This is a genomic window from Rathayibacter sp. PhB186, from assembly GCF_003751825.1.
Taxonomy (GTDB): domain Bacteria; phylum Actinomycetota; class Actinomycetes; order Actinomycetales; family Microbacteriaceae; genus Rathayibacter; species Rathayibacter festucae.
The window spans coordinates 1,412,352-1,426,573 of the sequence record NZ_RJKO01000001.1 but is presented as its reverse complement, the minus strand read 5'-3'; the positions used below and the strand labels follow the sequence as shown (position 1 = coordinate 1,426,573).

Sequence of the window (14,222 nt, the reverse complement as noted above, 5' to 3'; positions counted from 1 at the left end):
GCGCCCGGTGGCCGTCGGGAGCTCCGAGCAACGGGTCTGAGACCCGGTCGCAGCATCCCCGGCGTACGGGTGCGAGTCGAGTCTACTCCTCAGCGCCGGATCGGCCGCACCCCACGCCTCCGGTCGCGTTCAGCGCCCGCGGGATCACTCGGCGACGCGCACCCGGATGATCAGGCCCGCGGCGACGACCACGCCGACCGCGGCGAGGTGCAGCGAGGACCAGACGGCGTCCGGGAAGGAGAACGGGAAGACCGGGTTCCAGAGCACGACGATCGGCGCGAGCCCGATCAGCCAGTAGTAGGCCTTCGCCTGGATCGCGAACCAGCCGATGACGGCCGCGAGGATCGCCACCGGGTACCGGACGAAGTCGTAGGCGTCGCCGCCGACCAGCGCGAGCCCTGCGAGCAGGATGATCGCCTCGAGGATCCCCGGCGCCAGCGCCATCCGCGCGCTCGAGCGGGACGGGTAGCGGGCGGTCGTGCCGCCGCGCGGGGGGCCGGACTTCTCAGCGTTCACCCGTCGATCGTACGGGGCGCAGATCCGTCGAGGATCCGGACACCCCCGGGGCGGGATACCCCCGCCGGGTATCGGCGTCCCGGCGTAAACTGGCCGGGTGATCGAGGATCTGAAGAAGCGCTCCCTGCACCGCGCCCGCATCCTGGCGGGCCAGATGCGCGGCCTCGAGAAGGCCATCGAGAACGAGGACTACTGCGTCGACATCGTCACGCAGTCGCTCGCCATCCAGAAGTCGCTCGGCTCGCTGAACAAGCTGATCGTCGAGAACCATCTGCGTACGCACGTGACCGCGATGTTCGACGAGGGCGGCGACGCGCGTGAGGCCGCGATCGCCGAGCTCGTGAAGATCTTCGAACTCTCGAACAACCGCTCGTGACCGCGCTCACCGCCGTCCGCGGCGACATCACCCGCGAGCAGGTCGACGTGATCGTCAACGCCGCCAATTCGTCGCTGCTCGGCGGCGGCGGGGTCGACGGAGCGATCCACCGCGCGGGCGGCCCCGAGATCCTCGAGGAGTGCCGGCGCCTCCGGGCGGGCGACCTGCGCGACGGACTCCCCGCCGGCTCCGCGGTCGCGACCACCGCCGGCCGCCTGCCCGCCCGCTGGGTCGTGCACACCGTCGGCCCCGTCTACTCGCGGAGCGACGACCGCTCGGCCGTCCTCGCCTCCGCCTACACCGAGTCGATCCGCGTCGCCCGCTCCCTCGGCGCCCGCACCGTCGCGTTCCCCGCCATCTCCGCCGGCGTCTACGGCTGGCCGATGGCGAGCGCGGCGCGCATCGCCGTCGACTCCGTCCGGCTCGCCGCCGCCGAGGACGGCCTGGGCACCCTCGACGAGGTCCGCTTCGTGCTCTTCTCGGACGACGCCCTCGCCGCCTTCCGCGAGGCGCTCGGCTAGCTCGCCGTCCCGGCCGCGGCGCCAAGCCGAGCCACGGTTCGACGGGCAGTCACTCTTCCTCCACGAGCGGGAGGTCCAAGACATCGCGAGCCGATCCTCGATTGCACGAACTCCGCGCGTCTCGCCTCCCTGTTCGGCGGCCCTTCGCGAAAGAACACCAACTCCCCTGGTGTGAAGGGAAGCAAGTACTCGATGGCAGGTGGACTAAGCGTGTGTGGTCGGAGCGGGAAGCGCCTGATCACGACAATGCAGCACGGACGCCCAGCGCTGAAGTGCACGAAGATCGTCAACGGTGACGGCGCCTGCGGAAGCATGGTGATCGGCCACGACGATCTGGAGACGTACGTCTTCGACGTGGTGATGAAGTCGCTCGACGAGAAGAACCCGCGCCTGCGCACGCGACTCGCAGAGCAGGACCCTGCCGACGACGCGAAGATCGCCCAGCTCGAAGCGCACCGCGACGACCTGCGCGATCAGAAGAGCCGAGCGGACGACCTCTTCATCCGCGGCGCGCTGTCCGAGCGTGAGCACGCGCAGCATGTCGAACGTGTGCGCGTGGAGACGGACGAGACGACGAGGCAGATCGACGCGCTCCTCGGAACCTCGATCATGACGGACGCACTCGCGGACGGCCTCGACTGGCGCAGTTGGTCCCCGGAGCGCCGCCGGAACTTCCTACGCGTGCTGATTCAGCGCGTCGAGGTGCACGAGTTCCCGAAGGGCATGGGCAGCTACGTGCGCCAGCGCTCAGGCGAGACGGTGGAGTCGTTCGCGGAGCGAAAGCTTGATCACCGAGATGCGCTGATGGGCCAGCGCGTCGTAATCGTCAGCTGACCTGCGCCTTCGCAACCCAGGGGAACATCCGCGTCATGAGATCTTGCACGTCTCGGTTCGTGGCATGGACGTCATTCTCGATCGCGGCCGAGACCCAAGGTGCCGCCTTTGGCACATCGAGCGTGTGGTCGAAGTCCTCCATCTCTCCGATACGAAGGACGTGGATCCCAAGCGCCTCTAGCTCACTGAGGAACTCGTTGGCTGCGCGGGTCGCCACTGCGTCGCGGATGGTAGACACCCCTCCATGTTTCACGATTTCCCAATCGCTGATGTTGCGTCGGAGCCAGCCACGAAATACGCCGAAGTTCGTCTGCAGTGATTCGGTCCAGTTCGCTCCGACTGCCTCAACCAGCGCGCGAACTTCTGATCGCTCCTGTATTAGATCAAAATCCGCAATCACTTTCACCTGAACATCTAGACTACGAAGAGCCTTGACGGGCTTTTGGAGATTCTGCTTCCCCCCTGTTGGAATAAACATCACCTCGGAAGCTCCGTACTGTCGTCCAAGTCGTGCCGCGTGCTCGTCAAGAGCCGCGGAGAAGAAACGGCAATCTGCGTCCCCCTCGCAGACCACCACCGTCTGGTGGAACAAACCGTCAAGCACGTTCGAGTAGCGAAGAGTCGGATCGCTCCACGCCTCCTCCACTTCGGTAGCGTCAAGCGTCGCGAAGCTCGATACATCAGTAGGGCGCGAGATACGAACGAACGACGCGGCCGTCGCGCGTGATTCCTCCATGATTCCTAGGACGAGATCCTTATCGTGCGTCGACAGGATGATTTGCAAATCTCGCTCACGTGCGATCCGAGCAATCCAGGCACCAAGCGCGCGCGCCTGCGCAGGATGAAGAAATGTCTCAGGCTCATCAAAAAGAAACACCTGTGCAGGATCGGTTATCAGGCGGAGAGCAATACCCGCAAAGGCCTTGATTCCGTCACCTTGGGATCCAAGGGGCGGAAGCGCTAGCACAGCCTCGCTATATTCCCGAGTCGGGTTATCGATACGGGGGACTTCGATACTGTGATCGATAAGACCAAATCGCAGACGAGGATTCAGATTCACTCGGTCGTAAGTCAGACCATCACCGAAATATGTTTGACTCAGTTCGGATAGTTGCTCGACAATGGAGCCGTCTTTATACATCATGGAGAAGGGCCCCCAATCCCCTCCCATTGGCATATACTCACCGCTGGCAAAACTCACAGATTCTGAGGCCGCAACGTATCTCAGGAAGTAGTTTGCGAGATTGGTGATATTCCCCATCGCCGCCATCGCCAGAACGATATTGAGACTAGTCGTGCTAGGACCCCACGAGGGAATTTCGCCCCTCGCGTCAGCGGGTCCGAAGCGCCCTTCGAGCCACGCCCGGAGCTCACTCTCCGAAAAAGTGTCCTTGCTGAGCTCAAGATTTGAGAGGGTCACCACGTCTTCAAAGTTTGAACTAGATCCACTTATTGACGTCACGATATCGCGAAGCAATCGCGACTTGCCCGCGTTATTGCCTCCGACGATGCAGGTGACACCCGTTTGCGGCAGGATCGCCTCTTGACCAGCAGCCGCTGTGATGGACGCGATACGGAATCGAAGGTCAGGCATCTTCCGAGCATGGCGGAACACGAGCAGCAACGCCACCGGTCTGTGCGTGTGCCATGCCGGTACACTCAGCCCGTGACTTGGGACGACTTCTGGCGATGGTCCGAGACGCAGCTCGGCTCGAACGTCGTCGGTGGCCTCATCGTCGCGGCCGCTCTTGCGCTGATCACGTTCGTCGTCTCGAGGGTGCCGCGCTGGCGCGCACCGGTATCGGCTGGTGTGGCGAAATTGTGGCGAAAGATACCGGTTCCGTACTTGACCACGTGGGCCCGCGTACGTGTCCGAGATGCTGAACGCTTCAGACGTGCACACACAGCTGGTCGAACCGGAGCAGAAAAGGTAGCGACCGCCCGTCTCGAAGCCGCAGATAGGGCATGGACGAGGCAGTATGAGGAAGCACTGGAGACCGGGAGGCGGAACGTCGAAGCTGCAGAGGCCAATGCGCAGGCTGCTATCGATGACGCTTACCGCCGAGCACAAGCGGAAGTCTCAGACCTAGCTGGGCGGGCTGGCTACGACCAGGGCGTCGCGGAAGGCGCTGCCAAGCGGAAGCAGATCCTCGATGAGCTGTCGGCAGTCAGACAGCGGCTGGCCGAGGCTCAGGAGCGCGTCGCCGCCATCGAAGACGTGCGTGACCTTGCCCAGAAGGCAGGTTATGAACAGGGCAAAGAGGAAGCCGCGGTCGGCCGGGCGGAATTGGAAGAGCAACTCGCGAGCGCCAGAGCTGACCTCGAGAGAGAAGTGCGGGCACTTCCCCTTCCGAGGCCCAGATGGACTATCTCGGAGGATTGGACCGGAACCTTCAAGATACGAAACATGGTCGCGCGAAGCGTCGCTCGAGAGGTGCACGTCACCGGCGACTCCGACTTCATCCATGAAGACGGAGCGCACTTCGTCGACTTATCTGGGGAGAGCGATGGATACTTCTCCGGCTCCCTCACAGCTGGTGGCATCGAAGGAGGGATCCATTTCGAGCTGACGTGGTTCGACGAGAAGGGTCGACCTCAACAGGGCAGCTTTTTCACGAAGCCGTAGCTAAGTGCATGGTCTAACCCACTGTTCGCCGCGCCACCTTGCTCACGCTACTCGGATACCACTTCGCCCCTCCCCCGGCGCGCGGCACTGAGTCCCTGTTCAAGCCCTCGGCGATCGCTGCCAGGGTTGCGCCGCCTCGGCGCTCCTCGATGATCCGAGCGGCGGTCTCAGGGCTCGTCAGGACAGGTGAGCCGAGGCGCTTGCCCTTCGCCTTCGCGACGGCCAGCCCTTCCCTCGTGCGGACGCCGATCATCTGCCGTTCCCAGCGGGAGACAGCGGCCATGATGTTCGCGACCAGCTCGCCGGTCGGGGTGGTGGTGTCGATGCCGAGGTCGATCGCCACCACTCCCCACCCCTGCTTCCCTGCCGTCTCGAGTAGCCGAGCGAAGTCGGCAAGGCTTCGGCTGAGCCGGTCGAGCTTCGACACGACGAGAGCCTCGGCCTCGCCGGCTCGGAGGATCGACAGGGCACGGGTGATGCCAGGCCGGTTGATGTCCTTCCCGGACCGGCCAGCGTCCTCGATCCATTCGACGTCCCACCAGCGCTGCTCGGCTGTGGCGGCGATCGCTGCGCGCTGAGCCTCCATGCCGTACTCCTGCCCGACAGTCGAGACCCGCAGGTATCCGACGACCCTCACTCGCGCCAGCCGATAGCGGTCGAGACGCCCTCGCGCAAGTAACCGAGCTGGCTGCCCTCAGCGATGTAGGCGACGCCTTCGACCTCGATCACGTCGGGTCGCAGGTCGTACTCCATCGGCCAGGAGGGCCGAGCAGTGAATAAAACGAGGGGATGCAATGGGAATACCGCCATCCGCGCCCCCGCACACCCCGAGTAGATGTCCGGTCTTCCTTCGGGTGCTCGCCTAGCTCGCCGTCCCGCTCGCGGCACCGGTGCCGGTGTCCGACCCGGTCCCGGAGTCCGTCCCGGTGCCGCTCCCCTGGCCGCCGAACGACCCGGGACCACCACCGCCGGGGAAGCCGCCGTCCGGCATCCCGCCCCGCTGCGACGGGTCGAATCCGCCAACGGCGGACGACCCGACCGAGTTCCCGACGGCGTAGCCGATCCCGAAGCCGCCGCCCAGCAGCAGCAGACCGGCGAGGACGGCGAGCGCGATCCAGCGGACGCGGCGCCGTCGCCAGAGCGGCTGACGCGGCTGCGCGGGCTCCGACGCGCTCGGTGCCGCAGTCCCCGCCGTCGGCGGCGGCCACTCCGCCGTCCCCGGTGCCTGGTTCTCGATCGTGCTGCTCATGCTGCGCCTCCGGCTCTCGTGCGCACCCGGCCGGGTGCACGATCGACAGTGACGTCGCCGCCTATGCCCCGGGCAAGAACCGCTGATCGATCCCCGAAGAGCCGTGCCCCGCCGCGCACTCTCCCGAGCGCCGTGGAACGACGAAGGGAGCCGGACCCCTCGGTCACGGCTCCCTCCGGCTCCGCAGAGCTGCTCGGCGGTGAGGCGCTACGCCGTCTTCGGCCGCGCGAACTCGTCGTACGGCAGCGTGATCGGCCGGGTGCGCGGCGGCATCCGCAGCACGGAGTCGAGGGCCGGGCCGAGGGCCTCGCGCCAGGCGCCGTAGCCGGCCTCGTTGAGGTGCAGGCCGTCGGGCGAGTACTGCTCGAGCAGGGCGCCGTCCTCGCCGGCGAGCACCGGCCAGAGGTCCAGGTAGCCGGCGTGCGCGGTGGGCGCGAACTGCCAGAGGTGACGGTTGACCTCGCGGATCTGCGCGCCGAACTCGCGGGCGCGCGGCAGGATCGAGGTCACCAGGATCCGCACGTCGGGGAGGTCGCGGCGGAAGGTCGCGACGATGGTCTCGATGTTGCGCACGATGTGCTCGGTCGTGCGGTGGTAGGCCAGGTCGTTCGTCCCGACGAGCAGCACCACCGTGTCGGGCGCCGCCTCGACGAGCTCGGGCAGCCGCTCGACGACGTCGTCGCTGGTCGCTCCGCCGATGCCCTCGTCGACGACCGTCGACGCGGTCAACCACTCGTCCCAGGACCCGCCCTGGATGATGCTGTCGCCGATGAAGGCGACCTTTCCCAGCTGGAGATCGCGCCCCGCGTCCGTGTCCGATCGTTCGCTCATCGTGCTCCTCTCGTTCGCGTCCGAGGCGTCGTCGCCGCCCGCGGACCCCTCCATTGTCACCGCTGCGCCCCGCGCCCACCAGGGGAGCGCTCCTCGCCGGCATCGGCGAGGTCGGTCGCGGTGGCCGTGATGCGGTTGGCCATCCCGTTGAAGATCACGCCGTGGAAGGGCAGCACGGCGAACCAGTAGAGCCGGCCGCCGAGCCCCTGCGGGAAGAACACGGCGCGCTGCGTGTACACGGATCCGCCGTCCTCGCCGGGCTCCGCGCGCATCTCCAGCCAGGCGCCGCCGGGCACCTTCATCTCCGCGCGCAGGCGCAGAAGCGTCGGCCGCTCGATCGCCTCGACGCGCCAGAAGTCCAGGGCGTCGCCCGCGTGCAGCCGCTCGGAGTCGCGGCGCCCGCGCTGCAGGCCCACTCCCCCGACGAGCTTGTCCATCCAGCCGCGGATCGCCCAGGCCAGCGGGAACGAGTACCAGCCGTTGGTGCCGCCGATGCCCTCGATGACCCGCCAGAGCTTCGCCGGGTCGGCGTCCGTCCGACGGACCTTGAGGTCGACGTAGACCGTGTGGCCGGCCCACTCCGGGTCGCTCGGCAGCGGGTCGCTGGGGGCGCCGACGACCTCGGCGTTCTGCCAGCTGGTCTCGATCTCGCCCGCCTGCATCTTGCCCAGCGCGAGGCGCACCGAGCGGCGGTACGGCGTCAGCCCGCCCTCGGGATCCGGGATCAGCGCGCGGATGTCGTCCTCGCGCACGACGCAGTCGTACTGCAGCGACGCGATGATCGGCACCGCGAGCGAGCGCGGGATCGGCGTCACCAGGTTGACCCACTGCGAGGCGAGCCACGGCGTGAACACCGGCAGCGAGGCGATCGGCCGCTGCGCGAGCCCCGCCTCGACCGCGTAGCCGTTCATCATCTGGCCGTAGCGGAGGACGTCCGGCCCGCCGATGTCGAAGGTGCGGTTCAGCGTCGCGTCCTCGAGGGCGGCGGCGCCGAGCAGGTAGTGCAGCACGTCGCGGACGGCGATCGGCTGGATGAAGTTGCGGACCCACTGCGGCGCGGGCATGTAGGGCAGGACGTCGGTGAGGTGGCGGACCATCTCGAACGAGGTCGAGCCGGAGCCGATGATGACGCCGGCCTGCAGCGCGATCGTCGGCACGCCGGAGGCCATCAGGATGCGGCCCACCTCGGCCCGCGAGCGCAGGTGCGGCGAGAGCTTCTCGACGTCCGGGTGCAGGCCGCCGAGGTAGACGATCCGGTCGACACCGGCCGCGAGCGCGGCCTCGGCGACGTTCATGGCGGCGCGGCTCTCCACCTGCTCGAAGCGCGCGTGGTCGGCGCCCGAGCCCATCGAGTGCACGAGGTAGTAGAGGACGTCGACGCCCTCGAACGCGGCCGCCAGCGACTCCGGGTCGCTGAGATCGCCCTGCGCCACCTCGACCTCCTCGGCCCACGGGACCTCGGCGAGCTTCCGCGGGTCGCGGACCAGCACGCGGACCCGGTAGCCGGCCTCGAGCAGGCGCGGGGTGAGGCGGCCGCCGATGTAGCCGGTCGCTCCGGTGACGAGCGCCAGCGGGCGCGACGGGTCCGAGGGGCGCGACGGGGCGGGTGAGGATTCGCTCATGCGAGCCACGGTACGCCGCCGCCCCTGGGCGCTCTCCCGCTGGTGCGCCGCTCCGGCCACTGCTAGGACCGCCGGAGCCACCCCCGCGGACTCCGGAGGCGTCAGCCGGCCGGTCGCTCCGCGCCGAGGATCGTGCGGACCTTCTCGACGTCGTCGTTCATCTGCCGGATCAGCGGCTCGACGCCCTCGTAGGCCACCTGGCCGCGGATGCGCGAGACGAAGGCCACGTCGACGACGCGGTCGTAGAGGTCGATCGTCTCGTCCAGCAGGTAGGCCTCGACCTGCTTGGGCGGCACGCCGACGAAGGTCGGGTTGCTGCCGACCGAGATCGCGGCCGGGTAGCTGCGGCCCTCGGTGACGAAGCGGCCGGCGTAGACGCCGTCGGCGGGGATCAGCCCCTGCGACTCGGGCGAGAGGTTCGCGGTCGGGAAGCCGAGCTCGCGGCCGCGCTTGGCGCCGTGCACGACGACCCCGCGCACCACCGGCTCGTGGCCGAGCAGCCAGGTGGCGTGCTCGACGTCGCCCTCGGCGAGCAGCTCGCGGATCCAGGTGGAGGACACCCGGCGGCCGTGCTCGGGCCGCACGTCGTCGATCAGCTCGACCTCGAAGCCGTGGGTCTCGCCCAGCGTGCGCAGCATCGCGACGTCGCCGGCGCCGTGGGCACCGAAGCGGAAGTCGGAGCCGACCAGCACCACGCGCGCCTCCAGGGCGTCGACGAGCACCTGCTGCACGAACTCCTCGGGGGTGAGCGCGCGGAACCGCTCGTCGAACGCCAGCAGCAGGGTCGCGTCGATCCCCGTCCCGGCCAGCAGCTCGAGCTTCTGCTCGTTGCCGACCAAGGCCGGCGGGCACTTCTCCGGAGCGATGACGCTGAGCGGATTGCGGTCGAAGGTGACGACGACCGCCGCGAGACCGCGCTCGCGGGCCCGCGCGTGCAGGGTGTCGATGACGGCCCGGTGGCCGGTGTGCACGCCGTCGAACTTGCCGATGGTGACCGCGGACGGGCCGATGCCGGTGAGGTCGGCGGGGCGCTGCTCGACGCGCATCAGGCCTGCTTCCCCGCGGCGGAGCGCCGGCCCTGCACCCGCAGCCACCAGAGCCCGAGCACCGGCAGTACCAGCGGGATGAGCAGGTAGCCCGCGCCGAACGCCGCCCAGACCGTCGACTGCCGGCCGAACGGATCCGCGCTCGAGAGCCCGAGCAGCTGCGGCGCCAGCACGCTGATCGCGCCGACGACGAGCACGCCCACCAGCTCGAAGGTGATCGTCACGAAGGCGATGCGCTGCCAGACCCGGCCGGGCGCCACGAGGGCGATGGTCGCGAGGATGTAGACGACGGCGGAGAGCGCCGAGAGCGAGAACGCGAGCGGCGCCTCGTCGAAGCGGTCGATGATCTGGAACACCGAGCGGCCCGTCGCGGCGAGCGCGAGGATGCCGTAGACGACCACGAGGAGGCTGCCGATCCCCCGGGACCGCGCCGAGCGGGCGGGGCGCTGATCGGGGTGTGGCAGAGCTGGGTCCTGGGCCGCCCGTCCGGGCGCATCGCTGGGTTGGTTCGACATCGCAGGGTCAATGGTAGGCGCTCGCTGCGCCCTCTCCCCCTCGGCCGGGGATCGGGAGCGTCAGGCGGCCTGGAAGAACCAGATCTGGTGCATCCGGTAGACCATCACGGCGATCGCGAGGCAGACGACGCCGAGGATGACCGTGCTCCACCGGCTGCGCTCGATCAGGGCCCAGAAGCCGGCGGCGAGCGGCAGGATCAGTGCCGAGACGAGGTAGATGTAGAACTCCGGCAGGCTGCCCGAGGGCCGGTTGCCGACCAGGGGCGAGACGATCGCGACGGCGAGCTGGACGATCAGCAGCAGCTCGACGATCGCGGTGGCCCCGACCGTGACGTCGGAGGGGCGCCGACCGATCATCCCGAGCACCAGGCAGAGCAGGCCCGCCGCCACGGCGATGCCGACCTGGAGGGTGGTGAACCAATCGATCACGACGTCGCCACCCGGAGGTCCTCGGTGGGGAAGTTGACGACGCTCTTCAGCGCGGCGCCGCGGCGCTCGGCGAGGCCGACCAGGCGCTCCCCCGGACCGACGGCAGCGAGCAGGCCCTTGGCTCCCGCGAACGCCTCGGGCACCGGGATCCGCTTGCCGTTCGCGAGGTCGACCGCCTCGCCGGCGTCCAGGTGCAGCAGCGGGAACAGCTCGCCCGCGACCGCCGTCGGCGTGAGCAGGGCGGCGGGGACGTCGAGCTCGTCGATGACGCCGGCCTCGGCGACCCGGAACGGGCCGACGGCCGTGCGGCGGAGCACGGTGAGGTGCCCGCCGACGCCGAGCGCGGCGCCGAGGTCGCGCGCGAGCGCGCGGATGTAGGTGCCGGAGGAGCAGGTGACGCGGACGTCGAGGTCGAGGAAGCCGTCGGCCTCGCGGCGCTCGAGGACGTCGAAGGCGCTCACGGTGACGGGACGCGCCGGAAGCACGACCTCCTCGCCGTCGCGCACCCGGGCGTAGGCGCGCCGGCCGTCCACCTTGATGGCGCTGACGGCGCTCGGAATCTGCTCGATCGCGCCGGTGAGGGTCGCCACGACGGCGTCGACCGCCTCGGCGGTGAGCGCCGCCACCGCGCCGGGCTCGGCGGTCGTGAGCGTCTCGCCCTCGCGGTCGTCGGTGCTCGTCGCGGCGCCGAGGCGGATCGTCGCCTCGTACTCCTTGTCGAGACCGACCAGGTAGGTGAGGAGCCGCGTCGAGGGGCCGAGTCCGAGGATCATCAGCCCGGTCGCCATCGGATCGAGCGTCCCCGCGTGCCCGACCTTGCGCGTCCCGGCGCGGCGGCGGGTCCGCGAGACGAGGTCGTGGCTGGTGATCCCGCCCGGCTTGTCCAGCAGGAGGATCCCGTTCGGAGCCGCCGCAGAAGGGCTGGGAGTCTCGAGCACGGGTGCGAGGATACACGCGCAGTTCGGGAGTCGGCCCCGCGGAGCCCGCGCCCGGCACGGCCGCCGCCCGCCGCGGTTCTAGGCTGTCCGGATGAGGATCGCCGTACTCGGAGCGGGCGCCGTCGGCGGCACCGTCGCCGCTCTCCTGGACCGCGCAGGACACGACGTCGAGGTGACCGCCCGGGGCGAGAACCTCACGGCGATCCGGCGGCAGGGCCTCCGCCTCGACGGCGCCTGGGGCGAGCACACCGCCTGGGTGCGCTGCGGCGAGACGCTCGACCTCGTTCCCGATCTGGCCGTGCTCTGCACGAAGGCGCAGGACGCCGAGGACGCCCTCCGCGCCAACCGCCGCACGGTCGACGGGACGCTCCTCGTCGTGGTGCAGAACGGGCTCGACGGCCTGCAGGCCGCCGCCCGCCAGGTGCGCGACGCCCGCCTCGTCGGCGCCCTCGCGCTCTTCGCGGCCAGCCACCTCGAGCCCGGCCGCGTCACCGTCACCGCCCCGGCGACGACGACCCTCGGCGTGCCGGGCCGCCCCGCCGACGACGACGTCCGCCGGGCCGCCGCGATCCTCGGCGAGGCGGTGCCCACGGCCACCACCGACGACTTCCTCGGGGCGCAGTGGACGAAGCTGCTGATCAACGAGGTCAACGCGCTGCCCGCGATCACCGGCCTCTCGGTGCAGGAGACGATCGCGCACGCGGGCCTGCGCCGGCTGCTCGCGCGGGCGATGCGGGAGGCGGCGCGGACCGGCCTGGCCTCGGGCGTCCGCTTCGGCGCGCTGCAGGGACTCTCCGACGCCCGGATCCGCGCGCTCGCGGCGGCGCCGCTGCCGGTCGTCGAGCTGCTGCCGCGGCGGATGGCGACCCGGATGGGCGACGTGCCGAACCCCGGGTCGACGCTGCAGAGCGTGCGGCGCGGAGTCCGGAGCGAGATCGACCACCTCGCCGGCGCCGTCGTCCGCACCGCCCACCGCCTCGGCCGCGAGGCGCCGGTCAACCAGCTGCTCGTGGAGCTCGTGCACGAGGTCGAGCGCTCGGGCGCGTTCCTGCCCGCGGACGACGTGGTCCGCCGGGCGTCCTCCGTCTAGCGGAGGAGCGCGGGACGACTCAGCAGGAGTCGGCGAAGAGCCGGCGCGGGTGCTCCGGGTCGCGGACGTCCACCAGGATCCCCGCGATCCGCTTCGGATCCGTGCTCGCCCGGTAGGCCTCGTCGACCGGCGGCTCCTGGGTGTCGAGCCGGATCGACGTGCTCCACGCTCCGCGGAGCTCGGGACGCAGCGCGAACGGCCCGTCGACGAGCAGCACGGCGTCGCGGCCGGCGGTGCGCCAGCGCGCCTGCCGTGCCTCGTCGCGCACGCCGTCGTAGCCGGCCAGGACGAAGCCGGTGCTGCCGCCCAGCTTGAACGGGTCGAGCAGCACCCGGCGCAGCAGCTCGTAGTCGTAGCCCGCGAGGTAGGCGCGCTGCGGCTCCGGGATCGACGGATCCTCCCGCTCGGCCCGGGGACGGCGGAAGTCGGCGAGGTGCGCGACCACCGTGTCCCGGCCCGCCCGGCGCATCGCCTCGGCCAGCGCGAGCGCGAACGCGCCGGACACCTCCGGGTCGTCGCCGTCGATCCCGACCGCCACGCGGCCGTGCCCGTAGTTGTGCAGCACCTCCGCCGCGAGAGCGTCGAGCACATCGGCCTTCTGCGGAGCCCACTTGGTCATTCGCCCACGATACGCGGGACGGCCTAGGGTGACCTGATGCCCACCGGATCGACGCCCGCCGCATCGGTGCCCGTCGCATCGGTGCCCGTCGCACCGATGCCCGGCGCACCGATGCCCGCACTCTCCGCCGCGATCGTCGACTGGTTCCGCGAGAACGCCCGCGATCTGCCCTGGCGCCGCGAGGGCTTCCCCGCCTGGGGCACCCTCGTCAGCGAGTTCATGCTCCAGCAGACGCCCGTCGTCCGGGTGATCCCGCGGCTCGCCGAGTGGCTCGAGCGCTGGCCGACCCCGGCCGATCTGGCGGCCGTCCCCCCGGGCGAGGCGGTGCGCGCCTGGCAGTCGCTCGGCTACCCGCGCCGAGCCCTGCGCCTGCACGCCTGCGCCGTCGCGATCACCGAGCAGCACGGCGGCGTCGTCCCGCACGACGTCGACACGCTCCTCGCCCTCCCCGGCATCGGCGACTACACCGCGCGCGCGATCGCCGTCTTCTCCTTCGGCCACCGTCACCCCGTCGTCGACACCAACATCCGGCGGGTGATCGCCCGCGCGATCGACGGCGCGGCCGAGCCCGGCCCGCCGCGCGCGAAGGCCGACCTCGCCGCGATGGAGGCGCTCCTCCCCGACGACCTCGCCGACGCCGCCGCCTTCAACGCGGGCGCGATGGAGCTCGGCGCGATCGTCTGCACCGCCCGTGCTCCCCACTGCGACGCCTGCCCGATCCGGGACGCCTGCGCCTGGCGGGCCGCCGGCTACCCGGCCTACGACGGCCCCGTCAAGGCACGGCAGAAGAAGTACGAGGGCTCCGACCGGCAGGTGCGCGGCCTGATCCTCGCCGAGCTCCGCGCCGCGCACGGCCCGGTGACCGCCGCCGAGATCGCCTCGCTCTGGCCGGACGCCGAGCAGCGCGACCGCGCCCTCGCCGGCCTCCTCGCCGACGGCCTCGCCACAGGCGCGCCGGACGACGGCTACCTGCTCCCCCACTCCTGAGCGGCGCTCCGGCGTCGGACGGG

The 14,222-nt window shown here is 70.3% G+C and carries 17 protein-coding genes; 6 read left to right on the top strand and 11 right to left on the bottom strand.

Translation table 11 applies throughout. The annotated features are described in order from the left end of the window. Positions 1-144 precede the first annotated feature (144 nt). Positions 145-516: a DUF6804 family protein gene (locus EDF45_RS06685; RefSeq protein WP_243586532.1), complete on the bottom strand. Its 372-nt coding sequence runs from the start codon at positions 514-516 to the stop codon at positions 145-147. Positions 517-613: 97 nt separating this feature from the next. Between EDF45_RS06685 and EDF45_RS06680 the strand changes: the two genes are divergently transcribed. The 3 genes from EDF45_RS06680 to EDF45_RS06670 all read left to right on the top strand — a co-directional run bounded on the left by EDF45_RS06680 (position 614) and on the right by EDF45_RS06670 (position 2,247). After that, on the top strand, positions 614-892 hold the full coding sequence (locus tag EDF45_RS06680; protein WP_123445545.1) for a metal-sensitive transcriptional regulator: 279 nt from the start codon (positions 614-616) through the stop codon (positions 890-892). Then, positions 889-1,413 (top strand): O-acetyl-ADP-ribose deacetylase, encoded by a 525-nt coding sequence (locus tag EDF45_RS06675; RefSeq protein ID WP_123735389.1) that lies wholly within the window; start codon positions 889-891, stop codon positions 1,411-1,413. The genes EDF45_RS06680 and EDF45_RS06675 overlap by 4 nt, the downstream gene beginning before the upstream one ends. 246 nt (positions 1,414-1,659) lie before the next feature. After that, on the top strand, positions 1,660-2,247 hold the full coding sequence (locus EDF45_RS06670; protein WP_132435724.1) for a hypothetical protein: 588 nt from the start codon (positions 1,660-1,662) through the stop codon (positions 2,245-2,247). Here the strand turns inward: EDF45_RS06670 and EDF45_RS06665 are convergent. Then, entirely contained in the window at positions 2,240-3,877 is a 1,638-nt protein-coding gene (locus tag EDF45_RS06665) for an ATP-dependent endonuclease (protein WP_123735387.1), read from the bottom strand. The genes EDF45_RS06670 and EDF45_RS06665 overlap by 8 nt on opposite strands. 36 nt (positions 3,878-3,913) lie before the next feature. Between EDF45_RS06665 and EDF45_RS21000 the strand changes: the two genes are divergently transcribed. Then, positions 3,914-4,873, top strand: a complete 960-nt coding sequence (locus tag EDF45_RS21000) for a hypothetical protein (protein WP_132435726.1) — start codon at positions 3,914-3,916, stop codon at positions 4,871-4,873. A gap of 13 nt (positions 4,874-4,886) precedes the next feature. Here EDF45_RS21000 and EDF45_RS06650 read toward each other — a convergent pair whose 3' ends face one another. The 8 genes from EDF45_RS06650 to truB form a co-directional block, all read right to left on the bottom strand. Further along, the gene (locus tag EDF45_RS06650) at positions 4,887-5,510 is read right to left on the bottom strand and encodes a recombinase family protein (RefSeq protein WP_221181086.1); all 624 of its coding nucleotides are present in this window, start codon (positions 5,508-5,510) and stop codon (positions 4,887-4,889) included. A 225-nt stretch (positions 5,511-5,735) separates the two neighbouring features. Then, entirely contained in the window at positions 5,736-6,122 is a 387-nt protein-coding gene (locus tag EDF45_RS06645; RefSeq protein WP_123735384.1) for a hypothetical protein, read from the bottom strand. Positions 6,123-6,329: 207 nt separating this feature from the next. Then, positions 6,330-6,953: a GDSL-type esterase/lipase family protein gene (locus EDF45_RS06640; RefSeq protein WP_123445987.1), complete on the bottom strand. Its 624-nt coding sequence runs from the start codon at positions 6,951-6,953 to the stop codon at positions 6,330-6,332. A gap of 56 nt (positions 6,954-7,009) precedes the next feature. Beyond that, positions 7,010-8,575, bottom strand: a complete 1,566-nt coding sequence (locus EDF45_RS06635) for an SDR family oxidoreductase (RefSeq protein WP_123445542.1) — start codon at positions 8,573-8,575, stop codon at positions 7,010-7,012. Positions 8,576-8,676: 101 nt separating this feature from the next. After that, positions 8,677-9,621 (bottom strand): bifunctional riboflavin kinase/FAD synthetase, encoded by a 945-nt coding sequence (locus EDF45_RS06630; RefSeq protein WP_123735383.1) that lies wholly within the window; start codon positions 9,619-9,621, stop codon positions 8,677-8,679. Further along, complete coding sequence (locus EDF45_RS06625; protein ID WP_243598983.1) at positions 9,621-10,136, bottom strand: hypothetical protein; 516 nt, start codon at positions 10,134-10,136, stop codon at positions 9,621-9,623. The genes EDF45_RS06630 and EDF45_RS06625 overlap by 1 nt, the downstream gene beginning before the upstream one ends. Before the next feature lie 60 nt (positions 10,137-10,196). After that, positions 10,197-10,565, bottom strand: a complete 369-nt coding sequence (locus EDF45_RS06620) for a hypothetical protein (RefSeq protein ID WP_123735382.1) — start codon at positions 10,563-10,565, stop codon at positions 10,197-10,199. After that, positions 10,562-11,503: a tRNA pseudouridine(55) synthase TruB gene (gene truB / locus EDF45_RS06615; protein WP_123735381.1), complete on the bottom strand. Its 942-nt coding sequence runs from the start codon at positions 11,501-11,503 to the stop codon at positions 10,562-10,564. The genes EDF45_RS06620 and truB overlap by 4 nt, the downstream gene beginning before the upstream one ends. Positions 11,504-11,594: 91 nt before the next feature. On the opposite strand from truB, the gene EDF45_RS06610 reads away from it, so the two are divergent. After that, positions 11,595-12,593: a ketopantoate reductase family protein gene (locus EDF45_RS06610; RefSeq protein WP_123735380.1), complete on the top strand. Its 999-nt coding sequence runs from the start codon at positions 11,595-11,597 to the stop codon at positions 12,591-12,593. 19 nt (positions 12,594-12,612) lie between these two features. On the opposite strand, the gene EDF45_RS06605 is transcribed toward EDF45_RS06610, so the two are convergent. Continuing rightward, positions 12,613-13,212 (bottom strand): hypothetical protein, encoded by a 600-nt coding sequence (locus tag EDF45_RS06605; protein WP_123735379.1) that lies wholly within the window; start codon positions 13,210-13,212, stop codon positions 12,613-12,615. A gap of 111 nt (positions 13,213-13,323) precedes the next feature. Between EDF45_RS06605 and EDF45_RS06600 the strand changes: the two genes are divergently transcribed. After that, complete coding sequence (locus EDF45_RS06600; protein WP_123735619.1) at positions 13,324-14,199, top strand: A/G-specific adenine glycosylase; 876 nt, start codon at positions 13,324-13,326, stop codon at positions 14,197-14,199. Positions 14,200-14,222 lie beyond the last annotated feature (23 nt).

What these genes read in the sequence shown, in the direction of transcription:
- EDF45_RS06670 (WP_132435724.1), top strand. Translation starts at nt 1,660, where the DNA reads ATGCAGCACGGACGCCCAGCGCTGAAGTGCACGAAGATCGTCAACGGT.
- EDF45_RS06645 (WP_123735384.1), bottom strand. Translation starts at nt 6,122, where the DNA reads ATGAGCAGCACGATCGAGAACCAGGCACCGGGGACGGCGGAGTGGCCG.
- EDF45_RS06640 (WP_123445987.1), bottom strand. Translation starts at nt 6,953, where the DNA reads ATGAGCGAACGATCGGACACGGACGCGGGGCGCGATCTCCAGCTGGGA.
- EDF45_RS06635 (WP_123445542.1), bottom strand. Translation starts at nt 8,575, where the DNA reads ATGAGCGAATCCTCACCCGCCCCGTCGCGCCCCTCGGACCCGTCGCGC.
- EDF45_RS06630 (WP_123735383.1), bottom strand. Translation starts at nt 9,621, where the DNA reads ATGCGCGTCGAGCAGCGCCCCGCCGACCTCACCGGCATCGGCCCGTCC.
- EDF45_RS06625 (WP_243598983.1), bottom strand. Translation starts at nt 10,136, where the DNA reads ATGTCGAACCAACCCAGCGATGCGCCCGGACGGGCGGCCCAGGACCCA.
- EDF45_RS06610 (WP_123735380.1), top strand. Translation starts at nt 11,595, where the DNA reads ATGAGGATCGCCGTACTCGGAGCGGGCGCCGTCGGCGGCACCGTCGCC.
- EDF45_RS06605 (WP_123735379.1), bottom strand. Translation starts at nt 13,212, where the DNA reads ATGACCAAGTGGGCTCCGCAGAAGGCCGATGTGCTCGACGCTCTCGCG.
- EDF45_RS06600 (WP_123735619.1), top strand. Translation starts at nt 13,324, where the DNA reads ATGCCCGCACTCTCCGCCGCGATCGTCGACTGGTTCCGCGAGAACGCC.